This window comes from Wolbachia endosymbiont of Wiebesia pumilae, assembly GCF_017869285.1.
In the GTDB taxonomy this organism is placed as follows: domain Bacteria; phylum Pseudomonadota; class Alphaproteobacteria; order Rickettsiales; family Anaplasmataceae; genus Wolbachia; species Wolbachia pipientis.
The window spans coordinates 858543-875731 of record NZ_CP054557.1 but is presented as its reverse complement, the minus strand read 5'-3'; the positions used below and the strand labels follow the sequence as shown (position 1 = coordinate 875731).

General features: G+C 35.0%; 22 protein-coding genes, 1 tRNA gene and 2 pseudogenes. 19 read left to right on the top strand and 6 right to left on the bottom strand.

The features are described from left to right. The first annotated feature begins 6 nt into the window (after window positions 1-6). A tRNA-Arg gene (locus HUB92_RS04595) sits at window positions 7-80 on the top strand. Window positions 81-88: 8 nt separating this feature from the next. On the opposite strand, the gene HUB92_RS04590 is transcribed toward HUB92_RS04595, so the two are convergent. Further along, the gene (locus HUB92_RS04590) at window positions 89-1039 is read right to left on the bottom strand and encodes a complex I NDUFA9 subunit family protein (protein ID WP_010082395.1); all 951 of its coding nucleotides are present in this window, start codon (window positions 1037-1039) and stop codon (window positions 89-91) included. A 50-nt stretch (window positions 1040-1089) separates the two neighbouring features. Continuing rightward, on the bottom strand, window positions 1090-2619 hold the full coding sequence (locus tag HUB92_RS04585; protein WP_209472528.1) for a UDP-N-acetylmuramoyl-tripeptide--D-alanyl-D-alanine ligase: 1530 nt from the start codon (window positions 2617-2619) through the stop codon (window positions 1090-1092). Between the two features lie 183 nt (window positions 2620-2802). Here HUB92_RS04585 and HUB92_RS04580 point away from each other — a divergent pair, with 183 nt between their 5' ends. From HUB92_RS04580 to mdh, 7 genes are read left to right on the top strand one after another with little or no spacing between them, the layout of a single operon-like run. Next, a complete protein-coding gene (locus tag HUB92_RS04580) occupies window positions 2803-3570 on the top strand; it encodes a hypothetical protein (protein ID WP_209472526.1) in 768 nt (255 codons plus the stop codon). A gap of 16 nt (window positions 3571-3586) precedes the next feature. Next, entirely contained in the window at window positions 3587-3844 is a 258-nt protein-coding gene (locus HUB92_RS04575; protein ID WP_006279579.1) for a hypothetical protein, read from the top strand. A 3-nt stretch (window positions 3845-3847) separates the two neighbouring features. Beyond that, window positions 3848-4216, top strand: coding sequence for an HIT domain-containing protein (locus HUB92_RS04570; protein WP_209472524.1), 369 nt, complete (start codon window positions 3848-3850; stop codon window positions 4214-4216). 18 nt (window positions 4217-4234) lie between these two features. Then, window positions 4235-4588 (top strand): NADH-quinone oxidoreductase subunit A, encoded by a 354-nt coding sequence (locus HUB92_RS04565; RefSeq protein ID WP_006279576.1) that lies wholly within the window; start codon window positions 4235-4237, stop codon window positions 4586-4588. A 3-nt stretch (window positions 4589-4591) separates the two neighbouring features. Beyond that, window positions 4592-5098 (top strand): NuoB/complex I 20 kDa subunit family protein, encoded by a 507-nt coding sequence (nuoB, locus tag HUB92_RS04560; protein ID WP_006279574.1) that lies wholly within the window; start codon window positions 4592-4594, stop codon window positions 5096-5098. Further along, on the top strand, window positions 5091-5663 hold the full coding sequence (locus HUB92_RS04555; RefSeq protein ID WP_006279573.1) for an NADH-quinone oxidoreductase subunit C: 573 nt from the start codon (window positions 5091-5093) through the stop codon (window positions 5661-5663). Before nuoB ends, HUB92_RS04555 begins: the two co-directional genes overlap by 8 nt. Before the next feature lie 3 nt (window positions 5664-5666). Beyond that, complete coding sequence (gene mdh, locus HUB92_RS04550) at window positions 5667-6617, top strand: malate dehydrogenase (protein ID WP_209472522.1); 951 nt, start codon at window positions 5667-5669, stop codon at window positions 6615-6617. A gap of 27 nt (window positions 6618-6644) precedes the next feature. On the opposite strand, the gene HUB92_RS04545 is transcribed toward mdh, so the two are convergent. Genes HUB92_RS04545 through HUB92_RS04535 form a run of 3 tightly spaced genes read right to left on the bottom strand, consistent with a single transcriptional unit; the run spans window position 6645 to window position 8507 of the window. Next, a complete protein-coding gene (locus HUB92_RS04545) occupies window positions 6645-7412 on the bottom strand; it encodes a TatD family hydrolase (protein WP_010082353.1) in 768 nt (255 codons plus the stop codon). Then, a complete protein-coding gene (locus tag HUB92_RS04540) occupies window positions 7409-7855 on the bottom strand; it encodes an RNA pyrophosphohydrolase (protein WP_007548581.1) in 447 nt (148 codons plus the stop codon). The genes HUB92_RS04545 and HUB92_RS04540 overlap by 4 nt, the downstream gene beginning before the upstream one ends. A gap of 34 nt (window positions 7856-7889) precedes the next feature. Beyond that, window positions 7890-8507 carry an AAA family ATPase gene (locus HUB92_RS04535; protein ID WP_244663043.1) on the bottom strand — a complete coding sequence of 206 codons (618 nt, stop codon included), beginning with the start codon at window positions 8505-8507 and terminating at the stop codon, window positions 7890-7892. A 179-nt stretch (window positions 8508-8686) separates the two neighbouring features. Here HUB92_RS04535 and rsfS point away from each other — a divergent pair, with 179 nt between their 5' ends. The 4 genes and pseudogenes from rsfS to HUB92_RS07280 form a co-directional block, all read left to right on the top strand. Then, a complete protein-coding gene (rsfS, locus tag HUB92_RS04530; protein ID WP_209472518.1) occupies window positions 8687-9004 on the top strand; it encodes a ribosome silencing factor in 318 nt (105 codons plus the stop codon). Beyond that, entirely contained in the window at window positions 8995-9234 is a 240-nt protein-coding gene (locus HUB92_RS04525; RefSeq protein ID WP_010963049.1) for a hypothetical protein, read from the top strand. Before rsfS ends, HUB92_RS04525 begins: the two co-directional genes overlap by 10 nt. A 1-nt stretch (window position 9235) precedes the next feature. Continuing rightward, window positions 9236-10486: a tyrosine--tRNA ligase gene (gene tyrS / locus HUB92_RS04520; RefSeq protein WP_007548582.1), complete on the top strand. Its 1251-nt coding sequence runs from the start codon at window positions 9236-9238 to the stop codon at window positions 10484-10486. A gap of 397 nt (window positions 10487-10883) precedes the next feature. Then, window positions 10884-11087 (top strand): annotated as a pseudogene (locus HUB92_RS07280) (IS5 family transposase); the annotation flags it as partial. On the opposite strand, the gene HUB92_RS04515 reads toward HUB92_RS07280, so the two are convergent. After that, window positions 11024-11176 carry a hypothetical protein gene (locus HUB92_RS04515; RefSeq protein WP_209472516.1) on the bottom strand — a complete coding sequence of 51 codons (153 nt, stop codon included), beginning with the start codon at window positions 11174-11176 and terminating at the stop codon, window positions 11024-11026. The pseudogene HUB92_RS07280 and the gene HUB92_RS04515 overlap by 64 nt on opposite strands. On the opposite strand from HUB92_RS04515, the gene HUB92_RS04510 reads away from it, so the two are divergent. The 7 genes and pseudogenes from HUB92_RS04510 (at window position 11151) to HUB92_RS04480 (ending at window position 17063) form a co-directional block, all read left to right on the top strand. Further along, window positions 11151-11917, top strand: a protein-coding gene (locus tag HUB92_RS04510; protein WP_410543339.1) for an IS5 family transposase whose coding sequence is annotated in 2 segments (ribosomal slippage) — window positions 11151-11478 and window positions 11478-11917 — 768 coding nt in all. Because the reading frame shifts where the segments join, the coding sequence is not laid out codon by codon here. The two genes, HUB92_RS04515 and HUB92_RS04510, sit on opposite strands and share 26 nt — an antisense overlap. Then, window positions 11918-12694: pseudogene (locus HUB92_RS04505) on the top strand (IS5 family transposase); the annotation flags it as partial. A gap of 371 nt (window positions 12695-13065) precedes the next feature. Further along, window positions 13066-13395, top strand: a complete 330-nt coding sequence (locus HUB92_RS04500; protein ID WP_007548583.1) for an SWIM zinc finger family protein — start codon at window positions 13066-13068, stop codon at window positions 13393-13395. An 862-nt stretch (window positions 13396-14257) separates the two neighbouring features. Then, window positions 14258-14830, top strand: coding sequence for a Holliday junction branch migration protein RuvA (gene ruvA / locus HUB92_RS04495; RefSeq protein WP_209472514.1), 573 nt, complete (start codon window positions 14258-14260; stop codon window positions 14828-14830). Beyond that, window positions 14827-15807, top strand: coding sequence for a Holliday junction branch migration DNA helicase RuvB (ruvB, locus tag HUB92_RS04490; RefSeq protein ID WP_209472512.1), 981 nt, complete (start codon window positions 14827-14829; stop codon window positions 15805-15807). Before ruvA ends, ruvB begins: the two co-directional genes overlap by 4 nt. 77 nt (window positions 15808-15884) lie before the next feature. Beyond that, window positions 15885-16244 carry a hypothetical protein gene (locus HUB92_RS04485; protein WP_209472510.1) on the top strand — a complete coding sequence of 120 codons (360 nt, stop codon included), beginning with the start codon at window positions 15885-15887 and terminating at the stop codon, window positions 16242-16244. A 52-nt stretch (window positions 16245-16296) separates the two neighbouring features. Further along, window positions 16297-17063, top strand: a protein-coding gene (locus HUB92_RS04480; RefSeq protein WP_410543339.1) for an IS5 family transposase whose coding sequence is annotated in 2 segments (ribosomal slippage) — window positions 16297-16624 and window positions 16624-17063 — 768 coding nt in all. Because the reading frame shifts where the segments join, the coding sequence is not laid out codon by codon here. The last annotated feature ends 126 nt before the right edge of the window (window positions 17064-17189 follow it).

The window sequence follows — 17189 nt, the reverse complement described above, 5'->3', positions numbered from 1 at the left end:
TGTTGTGTGCCCGTAGCTCAGCTGGATAGAGCAACAGCCTTCTAAGCTGTGGGTCGTAGGTTCGAATCCCACCGGGCACACTCTTTTATCAATACTTTCTATAAATCTTCAAGTACTCTGGCACCACATTTTCAATTGCTAATGGTCGAACCTTCATTGTTTCAAGGTCAACTGACTTTTCGATTGAACTATTCATCATAACTTTCACCTGATCTTGAGTAAGCATAGGGTTCGTATCTCCGGTTATTGGTTTTAGCAGCATAGAAATAATTTTATTTTCTAAAAAGAAAGCTATTAACTTTGCCATTGGAAAAGATACATTGATCAACAAACACTTTCTGTTAGTAACATTCAGAATAAACTTCAATAAGCTTTTGAAAGAGTAAACCTTTGGTCCACCCATGTTATAAATTTTCTTGTCTTGCTTATTAAAACTGATAATACGATATACCACTTCAGCTAAGTCTGTTACACATATTGGCTGAAATTTAGTTGTTCCATTGCCAATTAGTGGTAAGAAAGGAAGAATAGTTGCTAATCTTGCAAATTTATTAAAGAAGTTGTCTTCTTTACCAAATACAAGGCTTGGCCTAATTATTATTGCTTTTTGAAATGCTGAAGTTACAGCTTTTTCACCTTCCAATTTACTTTTGGCATATTTTGACAACTTGCTATTTTCTATTCCCATAGCAGAAAAATGTATCATCATAGGTACATTTTTCATTTTTGCAGCTTTTGCTATCCTTTCAGCTATTTTAACGTGAACAGCGTAAAAATCGTGCTTTTTTGCTTCATATAATATTCCCACTAAGTTTATAGCTACATCACATTCTTCCATACCATCCAGAACTGATTTTTCATCAAAAAAATCGCCTTTAAATATTGATATTTGTCCTAAATTGCCACACAATTTTAAACAAGCAGCTTTTTCCTGATTACGAGTGAATATCTTTATTAAATATCCTTCTGCTGCCAAGCGTCTTACGATGTGTTTCCCTATAAACCCCGTTCCACCAAAAATAATTACACGTTTTGTCACAATTAAAGTTCCTAATAATTTGTTACTGTAAATTAATACAATGATTTCGCTTAATATTTTATTACGAATTCCCGTACAATAAGATCCATTTTCATTCCTCGTGAGCCTTTAACTAGAATTGCGTCATTATTCTGAATAATGTTAGCTAAATCACTTTTCAATTGATTAGAATCATTAAAATGCGTGCCTCTTATATTATCTGGCAAAAGCTCATGCAATTCTAACATAAATTTACCAACTGTATAAACTTTATCTATATTATTTTCTGTGATAATCTTAACCAAATCTGTATGAAACTCTATGCTTTCATCACCAAGTTCCAACATATCACCAAGCAAAGCTACTTTTCTCTGATTAGAATATGTACTCAAAGTTTTTATTGCAGTTTTCATCGAAGCAGGGCTGGCGTTATAGGAGTCATCAATTAAATGTATATATTTTTTATTGCATTTGACCTTATGAATATTGCCTCTACCTTTCGCTACACTAAAATTCTTAAGTGCAAGTGGTAATTTTGATAAATCAAGTCCGAGGCTTTGCACAACTGCTGCAACAGCAAGTAGCGAATAAGCAAAATGCTCACCTTGTACACGTAAATTACAGTTTATAATTTGATTATCACTCAGCCTGATTTTTAAACTTAATCTATTAGCAACTCGGTTTGATGTCATTCCAGCGCGTGACGCTGGAATCCAGTCTTTATTATACAACCGTCTGATATGCTCATTTGCAATTGAACTTCCTGGATCCAAGTAGTCAAGCACTGGGATGACAGAAGATAGTGCTGAAATGACAGAAGATTCATCGTTTCTTATTAAGTTTAGTAAACAAACTTCAGCATTTTTATCTTTACCGAAGCTTATTACATTTCTATTGGCGTGTGATGAGAGATAATCATAATATTTATTATCTCTGCTTAAAACCAAAGTACCGTTATTTTTCATACCATACAGAATTTCTAACTTCGCTTGTGCAACGTCAAATAGTGATGAAAAATTTTCAGTATGTGCAGGTTCGATGTTGGTAATAACTGCAATATTCGGATTACTAATTTTTGATAATTCTTTTATTTCACCAGCTTTATTCATTCCCATTTCAAGAATTAAGTACTGGCAGTTTTTTGGAGCTTTCAGAATTGTCAAAGGCAATCCTATATTATTATTTAAGTTACCTTCGTTTGCATGGGACACTCCATATTGCGATAAAACAGTATGCAGCATATCCTTTGTAGTGGTTTTCCCGACACTGCCTGTAACTGCAATAACTTTAGCATCAATAAGAACATTTCTAATGTAGTATGATGCCATATCGTGCAAAGCTTTCAGGGTATCTTGTACAATCATGAGAGGGAAACTTTTATATTTACCCTCACTCACTATTGCAGCGACAGCCCCTTTTAAAAACGCTTCATGCAAAAAATTATGGCCATCAAAATTCTTTCCCTTGAGGGCAATAAATAAATCACCTTTTTTTATGCTTCTTGTGTCCGTTGAAATATTTGAGCTATGTATCGAATTACAACCATTTACGTCTCTTCCGCCAGTTGCATCAATGATATTATTTGTGTTCCATTTAAACATAATTTAGAGTATTCTTTATAATAAATTGAACAATAAAAGTAGCGAAAATACTACATGTTTTAGACAATGTGCAAATAATGGTTGCAATCCCTATAATTCTATCTTATAATGGATATAGAAGTTTAAATTTTTTCGTCTATAATTAAAATGTATTTAGTTATAGAAACTACCTTGGAGGTATGTATGGCAGAATCTATTTGGGCTAAGATAGGCGGAGCAGTTAAAACAGGTGTAGAAGCTACAGGTCGGGTGTTTGCTCTTGTGCCTAAAGCACTTATTTACCCTATAAAGAAGCCGTTTGCTTCAACGGGTGAAATGAAACATGATGCTACAGTTTCGTTAAAGAAAGCTGTTGGTATAGATGTACCTGAAGAAGAAAGGGAATATGATCCACCTATAGAAACCACACAGGCTAGTAAGGATCTTGGTGTACAAATAACAGAGCAAAAGAAAGGGATAGGAAAGGTAAGTTTTTTAGTGTCAAGAACTCTGACGGGAGATATACCTTATTTGAATGATGAACAATTGAATAAAATAAAAGCACTAAAAAGTGAGTATTCAAACATCACTATACATAGAGAAGAAAATAAAATTGTAATTGAAGTTGATGTTAAAAAAATAATTGAAGACATTAAAACTGACTATAAAGGAAAGAGTCCAGAGGAGATAAAAAAGCTTGCTATTGAAGAAATTAAACAAAAAGTTGACGGTAACCTTAAAGATCTAGCAAAAATTACTGGTGGAGAATTTAAAGTTCACACAGACTTAAAATTGCTGTATGGTATTGCAGAAAAATTGTATAAGGAATATGATAATCAAAAGCAGTCATCAGACAAAGTTGTGAAGTCTGGTATTGGTCAGCCTTCAGAAACTATAGCTTCAGGTGAGAAAAAATGGGCGCAAGAAGCTATAAAAGCAGGTAAGTCGCAAAGTTGTGGAATGCAAAAATAAGTTATAGGGGAGTATTATGAGTGAAGCTAAAAAAATAGAGGAAAGACATCATAGTCTAACTGTTCCTGGGGATATGTATCACTTACAACCAGGAGTTATTACTGGAAAAAGGGTAAGTGGAATAGAACCCTTTTTGAAAGAACAGCAGGACATGGTAAAAGTAAGGGAACTTGTAAGCTCTTTAAATCTTGAAGATGCTTCTGGTGAAGCGATAAAACCACTATCTACACCTAATGTAGAGAAAAACGAAGAAAGAGGGAAAGGTCGCTCTTAAAATATGAGCAATGAAGTTTATGATAGCGATAACATCTTTGCTCAAATATTAAGAGGTGAGTTACCTTGTAAGAAGGTACATGAAAATGAAAATGTACTAGCTTTTCATGATAAGTACCCTGACGCACCAGTTCATATTTTAGTTATATCAAAAAATCAATATATTTCATATGATGATTTCATTCTAAAAGCTCCTGAAGAGGAAATAGCGGATTTCTTCAAAACTGTAAGAGAGATAGCACACAAATATAATCTAGAAAAAACAGGATATAGATTAGTCACTAACTACGGTGAAAATGGAGAGCAGGTTGTACCACACTTTCACGTGCATATTTTAGGTGGTAAAAAGTTAGGAAAGCATGTAAACTCATAGTGTTATATGTTTTGTTAAATGAGCGAATATTTAACCATAGTAATCTTTATCTGCGTATCAATTGTAGTATCTTTTGCTTTAGGTATATTGCCTATGTTTCTTGCAGTGAGTAAGCCAGATGGTGAAAAGCTTTCCACATATGAGTGTGGCTTCAATCCACTATCCAGTGCAAGGAAAAATTTTGACATTAAATTTTACCTAGTTTCAATATTATTTATAATATTTGACTTAGAAATTGCTTTTCTTTTTCCTTGGGCTGTTTCTTTATCTAAGATAAGCTATGGTGGATTTTGGTCTATGATGGTATTTCTTGCAATACTCACTATAGGTTTTATCTATGAATGGTGTAAAGGTGCATTAGAGTGGGAGTAGTTTATGACAAATCAAATTCTATCTAATGATGACTGGGGTCGTTATAAAAAAGAAGGGTTTCTTGTCACTAAATTTGGTGATTTAACAGATTATGTAATGAATTGGGCAAGGTCTGGTTCATTGTGGCCAATGACATTTGGTCTTGCATGTTGCGCAGTTGAGATGATGCATACTGCATCCAGCCGTTATGATCTTGATAGATATGGTATAATGTTTCGTGCAAGCCCACGTCAATCAGATGTGATGATTGTTGCTGGCACACTAACTAATAAAATGGCAGCAGCATTGCGCAAGGTTTATGATCAAATGGCAGACCCGAAGTATGTTATTTCCATGGGAAGTTGTGCAAATGGTGGTGGTTATTACCATTACTCTTATTCAGTAGTCCGAGGCTGTGATAGAATTGTGCCAGTTGACGTGTATGTCCCTGGATGCCCACCAACCGCTGAGGCGTTGCTATATGGAATGCTATGCCTACAAAACAAAATAAAACGGACTCGGAATGGATAAAACTGCAAAGTATATACAAAAAAAGACCAAATGCGAGTGCATTCAAAAAGATGATGGCATTATTGTAATATATTCAACTTTAGATGAAATTGAAAAGTACCTATTCTTTCTACGTGATGATGAAAAGTGTAGGTTTGAACTATTAGTTGATATTTTTGGGGTTGACTATCCAAATAGAGAGAAGCGTTTCGAGCTAATATACAATCTGCTCAGCATTGTGCATAATATTAGAGTACACATAAAGCTTCAGTTATGTGAAAGCGACATGCCTCCAAGTGTAGCGAAGATATTTAGTACGGCTTTGTGGTTTGAGCGTGAAGTGTTTGATATGTATGGAATAGAGTTTTCTGATCACCCTGATTTGCGTAGGATTCTAACAGACTATGGATTCAAAGGTCATCCAATGTTAAAAGATTTCCCTCTCACTGGTTATGAGGAAGTAAGATATGATATAGAGACAAAAAAGGTTGTGTATAATCCTATAGATTTACCGCAAGATTTTCGTATGTTTGATAGCTTATCGCCTTGGGAAGGTAAAACCATAAAAGTAAATACAAAGGAGTAGAAAATGACAGTACAAAGAAAAAAAATATCTTTAATCGGTGCAGGAAATATCGGTGGAACTCTCACCCATATGATTGCACTAAGGGAACTCGGTGATGTTGTTTTACTTGATATTAGTGATGGAATACCACAAGGTAAAACACTCGACATAGCAGAATCATCCCCTATTGATGGATTTAATGTCAATATTACTGGCACAAATAGGTATGAAGATATAAAAAACTCCGATGCAATTATAATAACCGCTGGCATCGCTAGAAAACCTGGAATGAGCAGGGATGACCTCCTGCAAACCAATGCTAAAGTAATGAAGGAGGTTGGCGAAAATATTAAAAAATATTCTCCAAACGCGTTTGTAATAGTGGTTACCAACCCTTTGGATGCCATGGTTTCAGTGGTGCATAAATTTTCAAACCTTCCAACTAATATGATTGTTGGCATGGCAGGAGTGCTTGATTCTTCCCGTTTTCGTTACTTTCTTGCAAGTGAGTTAAATATCTCAGTTGAAGATATATCTGCTTTTGTGCTTGGAGGACATGGCGACACTATGGTACCACTAATCAATTGTGCTTCAGTTGCTGGAGTTCCACTTACTCAAATTATCGATATGGGTCTTATCACACAGAAAAAAGTCGATGAAATAGTTGAACGCACTCGCAATGGCGGTAAAGAAATAGTTGATCTGCTTAAGTCTGGATCTGCATACTACGCTCCTGCATCTTCAGCTATATGCATGTTAGAATCATATTTAAAAGATAAGAGGCGCATATTACCATGTGCTGCTTACCTTAATGGTGAATATGGTGTAGAAGAGTTGTTTATTGGTGTTCCTGTAATTATTGGAAAAAACGGAATTGAAAAGATCCTAGAAGTTAAAATGAATGATAGTGAACAAGAAATGTTTAATAAGTCTGTAAACTCGGTGAGAGAGCTGGTGAAATCTTTAGGTTCATAAGCAAATTAATGGTTTTATAGAGCTTCTTCATAGCTCAAACAGCCTAAAAAAGTTGCTTGTGGTTACCTTCGCTACTTGTTCTGGTGACTCATTCCACAACTCTGCCAAACAATCAACAACGTATTTCACCATTGCTGGTTCATTCTTTTTTCCCCTATAAGGCTCAGGTGATAGATATGGTGCATCAGTTTCGACTAAAACACGCTCGCGTGGTACATTTTGTGCAATTTCTCTGAGTAAGCTCGCATTTTTAAAAGTAATAATTCCAGAAAATGAAATATATAACCCCAAATCTATAGATTGATAAGCAAGTTCTTTAGAGGAAGCAAAGCAGTGCATTACTCCACTAAAAGCACCGGCTTTCATTTCTGACCTTAACATATCGATCATCTCATTATCAGCGCTTCTTGTGTGAATAACTAAAGGTAGTCCAGTTATTCTTGACGCTTCTATATGTAATGCAAAACTTTTTTTCTGATTGTCTTTGTTGTCAGATTTATAAAAATCTAACCCGGTTTCACCGATACTAATTACCTTTTGGTTCTTGGTAAATTCAACTAATTCATCAACATGTATACACTCACCGTTTTCTATAGCAGCATCAAGCGGATGTATACCAACAGAGGAGTAGACCTGATCATAGGATGAAGAAATTTTTAATAACTTAGGAACATCGTCAATGCTTACGCATATGTTATGCAAAACCTTTACACCATTTTGCTCTGCCCTTGAAATTACTTTTGGTATTTCATCGTCAGAAAAATAAATCAAGTGGCAATGAGAATCTACTATCATGAGCTTATTGTTGAGGCTTTTATTATAGAAGAAAACTCTTCTATCACTGTTTTATAAACTTCTTTTTTAAATGATATAGCACTGGCTACTAAACTATCTATACCTTGCCAACGCCACTCTTTGAACTCTGGATGACCAGTATAATTAATATCAATGTCCTCATCCTCTCCGCAAAACTTCATTAAGAACCACCTTTGCTTTTGACCAGAATATTTTCCATTCCAGCATATTGGTATAACTTCTTCAGGCAAGTTGTAGTATATCCAATCCTTGCTTTTAGTTATAACCTTTACTTTATTAGTACCAACCTCCTCTAGCAACTCACGTAACGCTGCTTGTTCCAGTTCCTCACCATCATCAACACCTCCTTGTGGCATCTGCCAGTAAGAATCGCTATCAAAGCGTTTTCCAATAAAGGCATGTCCTTGTCTGTTAAATAGCATTATGCCAACACAAGGACGGTACTTATCTTTCTGCTCAACCACGAGTACGCTCTGTTTTTAAATGATTTGTTACAGAAGTTTTAATTAATTTTCCATTTTTTTCTTTCTTCATCTCTTCAACAATTTTCTTTGCAACTTCCTTTACACTCAAGTTCGAGTTATCAATTTCAAGCGAACCCTCAGGTATAAATAGCCTTTTCCCTTCAATTTTCTTTATAGCAAAATCCGGATCAGTAATTTTATTTTCCTGATATCTCTCTTCTGATTGGACACGTCTTACTAGTTTTTCATTATTACAATGTAATACTACAGAAAAAATTTCCATGTCCATTTTTTTACTTAAATTTACCACTGAGTTATATAATCTTTGGTCATAGGGATCACCCTCTATCAATTCATTTGTAAATATATAATGTTTTGATTTTACGTAGTGTTTTTCCAGTATTGCTAATACATTTTCCCTAACTGCAAAAATTTTTTCCCATAGGTCATCTGGAACTTCAGCGTTTTGTAATTTAACAATATCAAATATAATATTATTGAATAGATTATTGCTTACTATTACTGCACCAATGATTTTACACAGTTCCTTTGCAGTAGTAAACTTACCACTGCCTGGAAAGCCGATTAAGTAGATGAGAGTCTTGCCCATAATGAATACTAGTAAAAAGCTATTTTCAATTATATAAAAAGTATATACATTGTACATGCTAAAAACATGATGATAAAATAGATGCAGGTAATACCTTTAACAAGTAGTTGCGTTGAAAATAGTTCATATTTAGAAATTTTGAGTATATAATTATAAATGAATCATATAACCTGTAAACAATGCTTAGCGATATGGAATCGATAAGAAGTACAATTGAAGAGATAATAGATCAAAATAAAGGTCATGATATAGTAACTTTTGATGTGCAGAATAAAACCGTTATTGCAAAATATATGATTATTGCATCTGGTGATTCAAGCCGTCACGTTAAAGCTTTAGCTGAGTACGTAATAAAAAGCCTCAAGCCACATGATAAAATAGATGTAGAAGGTATGGATGAAGGCAATTGGGTAGTTTTGAATTTTCAAGGCATAATGGTTCACATATTCAGGCCGGAAGTAAGGGAGTATTATAAAATAGAAGAGTTATGGAACTGATTGCCTGGATAGCTGGTGCACAACTGCACAAACGTTGTAATTTTGAAGGCAACTCCTGCACAGGTAGTGGTGTCATGAAAGTAGCTGACACTGGAATCCAGTTTTTCATGCAATTTCATCGGAAACGTTGTATAGTGTGCTTGTTTATAATTAAGTTCCAGTGTCTGGGCACTGGCTTCTCTATTAGGGTTACCTTCGGCATTAATGACAGGATAGACTGGGGTTTATAAAATGAAACACGCATCTGAATTTTTAAATTTCATCCAAGAAAGAGGGTACCTATACCAATGCACAAACATTGAAGGACTAGATCAATTATTATTGCAGAGCAATTATATAGTTGCATACATTGGGTTTGATTGCACAGCACCAAGTCTTCATGCTGGTCACCTAATTCAGATTATGATGCTCTGTCACCTACAAAAATTTGGTTATAAGCCGATAGTCTTACTTGGAGGTGGCACAACAAAAATTGGTGACCCATCCTTCAAAGATAAAGCAAGAAGCATCTTGCCTGTAGAGAACATCAATCAAAATACATCCAGTATAAGGAGAATATTAGAGAAAATGGTGTCTTTTAATGACAGCAAGACTGGTGCAATGATAGTAAATAACGCAGATTGGTTGGATAACATAAAATACATAGATTTTTTGCGTGATATAGGAGCTTATTTTTCTGTAAATCGTATGCTAAGTTTTGATAGTGTGAAAACCAGGCTGGATAGAGAGCAAACCTTAAGCTTTCTAGAATTTAATTACATGCTATTGCAAGCTTACGACTTTATTGAATTAAACAAAAAATATGATTGTCGTCTGCAGATTGGAGGGTCAGACCAGTGGGGAAATATAGTAAACGGAATTGAACTTGGAAAAAAGTTGAATTTACCTGAGCTATTTGGCCTTACCATGCCTCTTTTATTAAATGCACAAGGAAAAAAAATGGGCAAAACTGAAAGTGGAGCAGTGTGGCTTGATGATAATATGCTAAAGCCTTACGACTACTGGCAATATTTTCGCAACGTTGATGATCAAGATGTTGGACGTTTTTTAAGATTGCTCACTGATGTGCCAATTGATGAGATTAGAAAATTAGAGTCTTTAAAGGATCAAGAAATAAATGAAGCAAAAAAGGTCTTGGCAACAGAAGTGACAAAAATATGTCATGGTGACAAAGAAGCGGAACTTGCACAATTTGCTGCAATTTCTGCTTTTGAGAATGAAGATAGCTCACTACTTCCTGATTACATCATAAAAAAAGAACAAGTTGCAAGCGGCATATCCTTAGTAGACCTACTACATGACACCGGTTTTGAACCTTCAAAAGGCGCTGCAAAGCGTTTAATACAGGGCAACGGATGCAAGATTAATGATAATGTTGTAAACAATATTGATCATGTAATAAATTTCGAAAGCTTTAAAGATCAGCCATTTATAAAATTATCTGCAGGAAAGAAACGCCATATAAAAGTTGTGGTAGATTAGGTCTCGAAGTAAGAAAACAAATTTTATACAAGTGAGAAATTAGATATGGAGCAAATTTTCAAAATTCGAGAATTATGTATAAAACAACTGGAAAGATAGTAGAAAGCGAAATTCTATTATATATAGCTAAAGTGGCTTAGGTTTACCTACAATTTGAAAAACAACAAATTCGTCATTCCGCTACTCATTAGCGGAATCTATACCGCGAATGAATCCATAACTGTACGGACATTGCAATTTGGACCTACCAGGAGGGCAATGCCTCTTATCCAAGTACCCTCTTCTTGTCATCCCAGTGCTTGACACTGGGATGGCTTTGTTGCATAGCAACTGAAAAATCTGGTGGCTACTGACAAAATTCATTATAAAATAGCCATTTAACCTTGAAAGAAAAAATATGCCACAAAAAATGAGGGTCAGTAACCATAGCGAATATAACAAATTTCTAGAAAAAAGAGGAAATATTTTTCATTATATCAACGAAGCCATAGAAAAGTGGTACGAGAATGGTCCAAAAATACCAGGTGGCAACAATATTTATAGCGATAAAGTTGTAATTTTGGTGCACATAATAACTTGTTTATTTAGAATAGGCCTGAGAGCCTGTCTTGAAAAGAAATGAGAAAGAGAATATGATGAGATAAGTAAAAAATAGTAGGTAAAAATGTATCCAAGTGATATAAGTGACAAAGAATGGGAAATTTTGGAGCCAAGTGTTGCACAAGGTGCAGTAGGACGGCCAAGAAAGCACAATATTAGAACAATTATTAATGCAATAAGATACATAATGAAAGGTGGTTGCCAGTGGAGAATGCTGCCAAAAGATTTTCCGCCATGGAAAACGGTGTATGATTATTTTCTCAGGTGGCGTAATAGTGGCAAATTGGAAGAAATACACGATATGTTAGTAAAAAAGGTAAGAAAAATGGTTGGCAAAAATGAAATACCTTCGGTAGGAATAATTGACAGTCAATCAGTGAAAACCACTCAAAAAGGGGATCCAGAGGATATGATGCTGGCAAGAAAATAAAGGGTAGAAAACGTCACATCATTGTGGATACAATAGGCCTAATTATTACAGCTGATGTTCATAGTGCAGGCATTCAAGATCGTGATGGTGCTCTAAATCTTTTTACTCAAGCTAAACGAAAAGCTTCAACGCTACAAAGGTTTCTCGCTGATCAGGGATATATTGGTAAATTGCAAAATTACTGTTTATTGAAAACAGGATGTTTATTGACGATTACTAAAAAAGCAGCTGATGCTGTAGGATTTCAAGTTATTCCTAAACGGTGGATTGTTGAAAGAACTTTTGCTTGGCTTTCCAATTTTAGACGTATGAGCAAGGATTATGAGCATTCTCCTCTTACTTCAAAAACTAATATCTCCTTTAATATGATTACTATTATGCTTGCTAAATTAGCTGCTTAGTTCCTTTCAAGACAGGTTCTGAGGCAAACAGTTGGGTTTATAGCAGGATACCTTGAGCAAATTGGGAAAAATTTGCAAGTTATCAGCTATTCACAATCATCAAGAAGGTTTAAGAAACTCAATATTAAGATCAATGATTGCAGAATTGATAAAAATAATATGGAAGATATCGAAATTGCTATAGACAGTACAGGAATTAGTATATACAACAACACTCCTGGTCATAGCAAAGAAAATAGCGAAGATAGAAAGTATCGCAGCTATGAACAGACAAGAAAATTGCATGTAATGTTGAATACAAACAGCAAAAAAGCCATAGCTGTAAAATACAGTAACGGTGTCTACTCTGATCACTATGGAGCTTGTGATTTGCTAAAAGAAGTCGATTTTCAGTATGTCATAAAAGTACTATATGCAGATAGGGCATATGACAGAGAAAAGCTCTATAAGCTGTGTAATCAATATGGTATAAAAACGAAAATTCCTCCGAAAAACAACGCAGCAGAGCATCCAAAGTTAGACTATATGGCTGAGAGAAATTCTGCAGTCAAGCTCATAAAGTCATATGATGAAGATGGTATAAAGAAGTGGAAAAAAGAGATGAGTTATGGAAAAAGATCTTATATAGAAAGTTTTTTCTCGCAACTGAAACAAACATTCGGGTTTAGTTTTAGGAATAAATCTGAGACAAATAGAGAGAAGGAACTACTTGTTAAATGCTATTTGCTCAATAAGTTCACTGATATTGGTATGGCTAAATTTGAGATAGCTTCATAAATTTATTGTGCGTTACCTACTATCCGAAGAGCGATGCAACAAAGCCCACTGGGATCCAGGAATTTTATTAAGTTGGTAAGTATAAAAGTAGCCGTTTTATGTTAAAACACAACGTTCTTGATGAGATTACGGCAAGGCTGGATTCCAGTGTCAGCTACTTTCATGACACCATTTGCTGTGCAATTTACCTTCAAAAATGAATGTTCATACAGTTATGGAATGAATCGCGGTATGACGTAGGGAAACCTTTCTTGAGTTAGCTATAGCACTATAAAATTGTCCGCAGGGCCATATAAAAGTCGTGGTGAGTTAATAAATTTTTATGGAAGAAAGGATATATTAGAAAATTGAGGGTTTTAAAGGAGGTAAAAATGAGACTGTATTATAAAGATATCACAGGTCTTATCAAAGAACCCTACCGCTCCAGAGGAAGGGATTATTTTGACAAAAGAAAGGTACAGATTATATCTGTTAATGAATCTCAAGCTAAATCAAAGGTAGTTGGATCAAATGTATATCGAGTAACACTAAAGCACGATGGTCCTCTTTTGAGTGGAACATGTTCCTGTCCTGCATTTGTGTATTATGGTCCATGTAAGCATATGGCTGCAACAGGTTTTGCTTTGGTTGCACTTGATAGAAAGGAGTATCGATCGTCTGCGCGCCCAGATGAACAGACTCTCTTTGAAAGGTTTTACTAAGAAAAACAAAGCAAGAGCTAATTTCAATAATTACTCGTTCCAGTAAACATTATCCTGAGATTTTTGAAGAACTAGAGGATAAAGAATATGAGCAATTTATTCAAAGTGAACTTTCAAAATCCGAGAATTATGTATAAAACAACCGGAAAGATGGTGAGATCAGGTAATCTATGGCTAAGACGTCATACCGCCGCGGTATCTCTTAGCCGCTAACACGTAGCGGGATGACGAGATGCCACCACGAACCGTCATACCGCGCGATTCATCCGCGGTATCTCTTAGCATAGATCCCGCTAACAAGCAGCGGGATGACGGTTGTCGTTTAGCTATAAACATTAAGAAATTTACCAAACGAAAAAAAAGGCAAAAAAAGCCCCATGATTGGCTAATTACTTACATTATACTTTCAAGTATGGCGTTTTTTTATTCTAAACACTTAATAACCGCGATTCAGCTACTTTTAAACCGCAACTAATCTAAATTATAAACGTTAAGAAATCTACTAAACAGAAAAAAAGGCAAAAGAAACCCTAGGGTAGCTAGTTATTCACTATCCATTTTTTAAGTTGGCGTTTTTTTATGTTTTAAACGCTTTATAAGCGCGTTTCAGCTTATGTAGGTAGAAATTTTATAAGACATAAGGTGCACATAGTGCAAAAAATTAAACATGATACGCCAGATACGTGAGTTTTTTTGTCATTTAATCTGTACAGAGAAGATAAATAAATAGCTTCAGTGTTTATGATAAGGGGGCTGGCGGAGTTTGTCAAGTGGTTTTTTAGCCACGTTTCCCTGTTATAATGTTCGTTTGCTTGACCTAAGATCCGGGAGTATTTAAACTGAACTCTATATAGTGTTAAAAATGATAGGAAATCTAAGCGGAATAGTTGATGAAGTGCGCAGTGATCACATAATCCTGAATGTGAATGATGTTGGCTATATGGTGTATCTTTCAGCCAAAACTTTAAGTGCTTGTGCAATTGGAAGTAGAATCAAATTACTTATCGAAACCTATGCAAATAACAGAGAAAACACTACTCAGCTATATGGTTTTATAAGCGAAGAAGAACAGCAGTGCTTGAGGTTGCTAGTTAAAGTAAGCGGCGTTAGCTATAAAACTGCAATGTCAATTTTGGGCAAATTAACTCCAGAACAGCTATTTTTGGCAATTATGAATGAAGATAAAGTAGCACTCAAGATGAGCGGACTTGGCCTGAAACTCATAAATCGAATCATCACTGAATTGAGTGGCAAAGTGAGTAAACTAGAAATAAATAACAATAATTTTCATCCAATTAATGAAGATGCCCTTTCAGCATTGATCAATCTTGGGTATGAAAAAATGAAAGCTTATGATACGATAAAAAAATACAGGCCAAATCTGGACACTAAGGATATTATTCGCATGGCGCTTAAGGAGCTTTCAATACTATGAAATCAATATCGTGCGGTAAAGAATATACTGAAGATGTGCACAATATCAACATCAGGCCTGAACAACTTGATGATTTTGTCGGGCAAAAAGACTTAATACAAAATTTAAAAGTGTTTATAAACGCTGCACAGACGAGAACTGAAGCTTTAGATCACGTTTTATTATATGGTCCTCCAGGGCTTGGCAAAACAACTTTAGCACAAATTATTTCTAAAGAATTAAGAGTTAGCTTTCGCGCAACTTCTGGTCCTTTACTTAGTAAAGCTGGAGATTTGGCCGCAGTGCTTACCACTTTAAATGCAAAAGATGTTCTATTCATCGACGAAATTCATAGATTAAATCGCAGCATCGAAGAAGTTTTATATACTGCTATGGAAGATTTTTGCCTGGACATATTAGTAGGTGAAGGTCCATCTACTCGCACTTTAAGGATAGATCTACCACCATTTACGCTAATTGGAGCAACAACACGGCTTGGATTACTTTCTGCGCCACTCAGAGATCGTTTTGGCATTCCTTTGCATCTTGAGTTTTATTCCTTTGAGGAGCTGGTTAATATTATAAAAAGAGGCGCAAGAGTTCTTTCTGCTGAAATTGAAGAGGATGCAGCACGGGAAATTGCCTGCCGTGCGCGCGGCACTCCAAGAATTGCTTTGAGGTTACTCAGAAGAATAAGGGATTTTGTTGAAGTGAAAGATGATAAAAAAATTACTTATGAAGTCGCTGATTCTGTATTACTAAAATTGGGTGTAGATAAAATGGGACTCAATAAACTTGATATGAATTATCTAAGATTTTTATTCAACACTTCAGGCCCTGTTGGAATTGACACCATATCTATTGCGCTATCCGAAGATGTTGGCAATATTGAAGAAACAGTAGAACCTTATTTAATCAAAATTAGTTTTGTAAAGCGCACACCAAGAGGGCGCGTTCTAACCGATCAAGCAAAGGAGTATTTGAGCTTTCAACATTAAACATCATAATTTATATTGACTAATTGGCGTGGTATCTATATGCTAACATTTATATATTAAAAATAATGGAGGCATATATGTTAACTAATAGCACTGAAACTGTATCTTTAATTGAAACTTCTTCTAATCTAAATATCAGTCCTTCTGATAATAATTTGATTTCGGATACTAAAAATGTACCTAAATCAACACTAGATGAGAATGTACCTAAATACGTCACTCCTAATAATGCAGAAGAATGGAATGAGTTCTTTATAATGCAGAACAACACTTCTACTAATACCACTAATAAAAAGAAACCAAAACCTTATATTCATAAGGATAGTAATGGTATATGTACATATACTGCTCGGGATGAGAATAAATATGGTGGTAAGAACATTATAGGCAAAATTGCTGAACAAATTAAAGAAGAGATATCTAAGAGCCTGTCTTGAAAAGAAATGAGAAAGAGAATATGATGAGATAAGTAAAAAATAGTAGGTAAAAATGTATCCAAGTGATATAAGTGACAAAGAATGGGAAATTTTGGAGCCAAGTGTTGCACAAGGTGCAGTAGGACGGCCAAGAAAGCACAATATTAGAACAATTATTAATGCAATAAGATACATAATGAAAGGTGGTTGCCAGTGGAGAATGCTGCCAAAAGATTTTCCGCCATGGAAAACGGTGTATGATTATTTTCTCAGGTGGCGTAATAGTGGCAAATTGGAAGAAATACACGATATGTTAGTAAAAAAGGTAAGAAAAATGGTTGGCAAAAATGAAATACCTTCGGTAGGAATAATTGACAGTCAATCAGTGAAAACCACTCAAAAAGGGGATCCAGAGGATATGATGCTGGCAAGAAAATAAAGGGTAGAAAACGTCACATCATTGTGGATACAATAGGCCTAATTATTACAGCTGATGTTCATAGTGCAGGCATTCAAGATCGTGATGGTGCTCTAAATCTTTTTACTCAAGCTAAACGAAAAGCTTCAACGCTACAAAGGTTTCTCGCTGATCAGGGATATATTGGTAAATTGCAAAATTACTGTTTATTGAAAACAGGATGTTTATTGACGATTACTAAAAAAGCAGCTGATGCTGTAGGATTTCAAGTTATTCCTAAACGGTGGATTGTTGAAAGAACTTTTGCTTGGCTTTCCAATTTTAGACGTATGAGCAAGGATTATGAGCATTCTCCTCTTACTTCAAAAACTAATATCTCCTTTAATATGATTACTATTATGCTTGCTAAATTAGCTGCTTAGTTCCTTTCAAGACAGGTTCTAAAAATATAGAAAATAATGATATAGAATTTATAAAACTTAAAGAAAGCAAAAATGAAGATAATATTATTGAGCCTGCCGTAAGAATTGCGATAGGTAGTAATACAA

What these genes read in the sequence shown, in the direction of transcription:
- HUB92_RS04570 (WP_209472524.1), top strand. Translation starts at nt 3,848, where the DNA reads ATGAGCAATGAAGTTTATGATAGCGATAACATCTTTGCTCAAATATTA.
- HUB92_RS04535 (WP_244663043.1), bottom strand. Translation starts at nt 8,507, where the DNA reads ATGGGCAAGACTCTCATCTACTTAATCGGCTTTCCAGGCAGTGGTAAG.
- HUB92_RS04485 (WP_209472510.1), top strand. Translation starts at nt 15,885, where the DNA reads ATGTTAACTAATAGCACTGAAACTGTATCTTTAATTGAAACTTCTTCT.
- HUB92_RS04500 (WP_007548583.1), top strand. Translation starts at nt 13,066, where the DNA reads ATGAGACTGTATTATAAAGATATCACAGGTCTTATCAAAGAACCCTAC.
- HUB92_RS04565 (WP_006279576.1), top strand. Translation starts at nt 4,235, where the DNA reads ATGAGCGAATATTTAACCATAGTAATCTTTATCTGCGTATCAATTGTA.
- HUB92_RS04575 (WP_006279579.1), top strand. Translation starts at nt 3,587, where the DNA reads ATGAGTGAAGCTAAAAAAATAGAGGAAAGACATCATAGTCTAACTGTT.
- HUB92_RS04555 (WP_006279573.1), top strand. Translation starts at nt 5,091, where the DNA reads ATGGATAAAACTGCAAAGTATATACAAAAAAAGACCAAATGCGAGTGC.
- HUB92_RS04525 (WP_010963049.1), top strand. Translation starts at nt 8,995, where the DNA reads ATGGAACTGATTGCCTGGATAGCTGGTGCACAACTGCACAAACGTTGT.
- rsfS (WP_209472518.1), top strand. Translation starts at nt 8,687, where the DNA reads ATGCTTAGCGATATGGAATCGATAAGAAGTACAATTGAAGAGATAATA.
- HUB92_RS04580 (WP_209472526.1), top strand. Translation starts at nt 2,803, where the DNA reads ATGGCAGAATCTATTTGGGCTAAGATAGGCGGAGCAGTTAAAACAGGT.
- nuoB (WP_006279574.1), top strand. Translation starts at nt 4,592, where the DNA reads ATGACAAATCAAATTCTATCTAATGATGACTGGGGTCGTTATAAAAAA.
- ruvB (WP_209472512.1), top strand. Translation starts at nt 14,827, where the DNA reads ATGAAATCAATATCGTGCGGTAAAGAATATACTGAAGATGTGCACAAT.
- HUB92_RS04540 (WP_007548581.1), bottom strand. Translation starts at nt 7,855, where the DNA reads ATGCTATTTAACAGACAAGGACATGCCTTTATTGGAAAACGCTTTGAT.
- HUB92_RS04545 (WP_010082353.1), bottom strand. Translation starts at nt 7,412, where the DNA reads ATGATAGTAGATTCTCATTGCCACTTGATTTATTTTTCTGACGATGAA.
- mdh (WP_209472522.1), top strand. Translation starts at nt 5,667, where the DNA reads ATGACAGTACAAAGAAAAAAAATATCTTTAATCGGTGCAGGAAATATC.
- HUB92_RS04585 (WP_209472528.1), bottom strand. Translation starts at nt 2,619, where the DNA reads ATGTTTAAATGGAACACAAATAATATCATTGATGCAACTGGCGGAAGA.
- tyrS (WP_007548582.1), top strand. Translation starts at nt 9,236, where the DNA reads ATGAAACACGCATCTGAATTTTTAAATTTCATCCAAGAAAGAGGGTAC.
- ruvA (WP_209472514.1), top strand. Translation starts at nt 14,258, where the DNA reads ATGATAGGAAATCTAAGCGGAATAGTTGATGAAGTGCGCAGTGATCAC.